This is a genomic window from Dietzia sp. B32 (assembly GCF_024732245.1).
GTDB lineage: Bacteria > Actinomycetota > Actinomycetes > Mycobacteriales > Mycobacteriaceae > Dietzia.
On sequence record NZ_CP093845.1, the window covers coordinates 3,715,194 to 3,718,950 of the forward strand.

The 3,757-nt window shown below is 66.1% G+C and carries 1 protein-coding gene and 2 pseudogenes; all 3 read right to left on the reverse strand.

Features of this window, described 5'->3' with window-relative positions:
• Positions 1-157 precede the first annotated feature (157 nt).
• On the reverse strand, positions 158-952 hold the full coding sequence (gene istB / locus L8M95_RS17460; RefSeq protein WP_260487314.1) for an IS21-like element helper ATPase IstB: 795 nt from the start codon (positions 950-952) through the stop codon (positions 158-160).
• 59 nt (positions 953-1,011) lie between these two features.
• Positions 1,012-2,204, reverse strand: a pseudogene (gene istA / locus L8M95_RS17465) (IS21 family transposase).
• 101 nt (positions 2,205-2,305) lie between these two features.
• Positions 2,306-3,451: pseudogene (locus L8M95_RS17470) on the reverse strand (IS3 family transposase); the annotation flags it as partial.
• Between the last annotated feature and the right edge of the window lie 306 nt (positions 3,452-3,757).

Below are 3,757 nucleotides of genomic sequence, written 5' to 3' on the forward strand. Positions count from 1 at the left end.
TGAATCGCACTGGGTCTGATGGAGGACCAGGTTATCGGATTCCGACCAGGGTCTGGTCGGCCCGTTTCGTAGCCTAGAACGTCTCCTCGGACTCTAGTTGAGGCACGTCATTGAGATAGCCGTGCAGGCGGTGTCAACGGCGGGCAGAAATTGGCCCCTACGTGACGGGCGAATTTTGACCCCTCTGGTTGTTGGTCTGTGCGGTCATGAGGTCTCGTCGTGCTTTGGTCCGGTAGGACTGGCCGCCGAGGGTGAGGACCTCGGCGTGGCGGACGAGGCGGGCGATCATCGCGGCGGCGACGATGTCGTCGGCGAAGATTTCTCCCCAGCGGCCGAAGGGCATGTTCGAGGCCACCAGGATCGAGCCCTGCTCGTAGCGGTGGGCCACGAGCTGGAAGAACAGGTTCGCGGCGTCGGAGTCGAACGGGATGTAGCCGACCTCGTCGATGATGGGCAGCTTGTAGCGGCGCAGCTTGCGCAGCTCGGCCTCGAGACGGTTTCCCGCGTGCGCGGCCTGCAGGCGGGTCAGCCAGCCGACGGCGGTGTCGAACTGCACGGCGTAGCCGGCGGCGATCGGCTTGTATCCGAGGGCTACCGCCAGGTAGGTCTTGCCGACTCCCGGCGGGCCGAGCAGGACGACATTGCCGGCTTTGCCGATGTAGGTGCTGGTGGCCAGGTCCGCCAGGACGTCCCTGCGCAGGCTGGGTTGATGGTCGACGTTGAAGTCCTCCAGCGTCTTGACCTGCGGGAAGCGTGCAGCCCGAGTGCGGACCTGGATGCCGGAGGCCTCTCGGTCGGCTACTTGGCGGCCCAGGACCGCGGCCAGGTACTCCTCGTAGGTCCAGCCCTGCCTGCGGGCGGTATCGGCGAGATCGGCGAACACGCCCGAATTGGTCGGGGTCTTGAGCACCCGGGCTGCGTAGGCGACCTGGGAGGAGGCGTCTTCGCTCATGCCGACACCTCCGAATCCAATGCTGCGTTCCCGGCGAAGTCGACGTCGTAGAGGTCGTCCTAGTCGCACAGCGAGCGCACCACCGGATCAGTGAACGAACTCATCGGTGGTTGCTCGCGGGTCCGCTGCCAGTAGTCCACGCGCAGTTGCTTGGCCAGCTCCACATGCTCGGGGTTGGTGACCGTCCCGCGGCGGGGCCAACTGCGGCGGTGCTCAGCCACCAGGACGCCCGCGCAGGTCACCGTCACTGTATGCAGGCTGGCGACCTCGACCAGGCGCCCGATCACGCGGGGGTCGACCGAGTAGTCCACCGAGTCGATACGCACGTAGTAGTCCCGCGCCAGTCTCACCGTTGTGCGCAGGCCAGTGGTCGGTGCGACCGGCGGGAGCGCGAGCATCCGAGCCCGGTCCTCGCCTAGTGCGTCGACGGGTCGAGCTCCCAACACTCGCACAGTGCGCGAGTTGGCTGTTGCCAGCCACTCGGTGAGCTGGTCATTGAAATCGTCGGGGCCCGCGAAGATCCGGCCCACCATGAACGACAGACCGAGGTAACCGTTGTGCCGTTCGACCATGCCTTTGAACCCTGGGTCCCGCGGCGGGGCGACGACCAGCATCGACGACAATGTCCCGGCGAACGCCGCGGCATCGACCGTCGGATTGCCCGCCGAGGTCGCGATCGCCGATTCCCGATCCCACCACAGGCGATGGGATACAGCCCCGAGCCGGCACAGCAGCAGCCACATCCCGGCCAGGATGTCCCCGGCCATCCGGGAGGGGATCATCGTCGCAGAGATGTACCTCGAGACCGCCAGCGTCATCACCAACACCGGCATCTGAGCACTCTGACCTGCGCCCAGCGGGATCGGCATATTCTGGAACCACAGATCGCACTGCGTCGTATCACCGGGCTCGTGCTCGATCCGGTCCGCCGGGTCAACCCCGCGGTACTCGGGGCCGACCGCTCGCACGCGGTCCTTGAGCACGGTCATCGAGTGCGGCCAGGCGATCCGCTCGGCGATCACCGCGGCCGGCATCGTCGGATACTCCGCCAGCAGCTTGCGGATCTCCGGTTCGAAAACGCATCGGCCAGCGATCCCTTCGGGGCTCGCTTGTACTTTGGCGGCTCGGATGAGGCCAACGCTGAGCGCACCGCGTTCCTCGCGATCCCCAGCCTCCTGGAGATCTCCTTGATCGGCACACCCTCGCTGTTATGCAGACGGCCTATCTCGGCCCACTGCTCCACTGCAATCACCCTCTCAGGGGCGGGAGGGGTCAAGATTCACCCGTCACCGGGGGTCAGTATTCACCCGCTGTACGCGGACACCCGCAGTCGACAGGCGGGCGTGGCCAGAGCCAGTGGACCCAACTCAAGGTGGCCAGTTCGACGTCCTCCACGGTCTTCCACGGTCGCCCCTCGCGGAAAGGCCACGGATGAGCTCGGCCTTGTAGTAGCCATTGACCGTCTCGGCGAGCGCAATATCGTAGGAATCTGCGACGGTGCCGATCGAGGAAGCTGCTCCGATCTCGGCGAGGTGCTCGCCGTCGCGAATCGACGTGAACTGCGACCCGGCATCACTGTGGCACCGCAGCCCGGTCAGCTGGGTGCCGCGTGACCAGCGGGCCATCTCGATCGCGCCCGGGACCAACGTGGTGCACATGGGCGAGGCGACCCGCCACCCGACGATCGTGCGTGAGAAAGCGTCGACGATGAAGCAGACGTCGACGACCCAGTCCAGGTCGGCACGAATGTCAGGTCCGAGACCCACAACTGGGTCGGCGCGGTGGCAGTGAAGTCACGACGCACGGGGTCAGGGTCGCGCGGCATCCCCGGGTCGGGTCCTGTGGTGCGCACCCGCTTGCTGCGCCGGACGCCCTCGATCCCGCCGGCACGCATCAGCCGGGCGACCTGGTCCCGGCCGATGTCGCGGGTCCGCACGCTGGGCCGCCGTCCACAACTTTCGTGCCCCGTAGACCCGGAAGTTGTCCGCCCACGACTGCCGTACGACTGGACCCATAACCTCATTACGCTTCGACCGCGTGGACGGTTCTCCGCTACTTGACCTCGTAGTAGCTACTCGGGTCCACCTGCAGAACTCCGCAGATGCGCTCGACCCCCAAACACCGGCCCGCGAGGACATCATCGCGGTTGGCGTCGATGAACGCGGCTACTTCTTGTGATGCGGCCTAGCTCCGCCCCAAAGAAACTTGCTGCCCTCTTCAGAATTTCGTTTGCCCGCTTGAGCTCGCGGCCTTCCTTCCCGCGAACCTTCATCCTCGCCGAGTCGCCCCCGCCCCGTGGCCCTCGCCAATATCGGCCTGACGCACCCACGAGCGCACGGACTCGCCCGCCATAGCCAAGCTGAGCTGACACCCGCTTCACCGTGCCGTGATCGGTGCCCAGATCGGCTCGCAGGGTCCTGACCATCCGCACCGCGGCAACCTATTCTCCAGGGCTATAGCGACGCCTGGTCGACTTGCCGGGCTCGTATCCTTCGGCATGAGTCCATCCTCGTTCCCAAACGATGGAGACTCCCACCAACCCAGTGCGATTCACGACACGATCGTTTTGCTCGATTCGCCCGGAGCCGGCAACACCCAATTGGAACTCTCACAGCGGGTAGAACGCTATTGCCACCCGCTCGAGGCCGCGGTGCGCGTGCCCTCCCACCAGTCGCGAATGGTCATCGACGAGGCCGGCTACGTGAGATTCGACTCCGAGGCCGGCGCCATGGGCTCCGGGCGCCTCACCCACCCTTGCTCAGTGCGCGTTCCATGTGTCGCGTGGCCGCGCTGCCGGACAGCCAG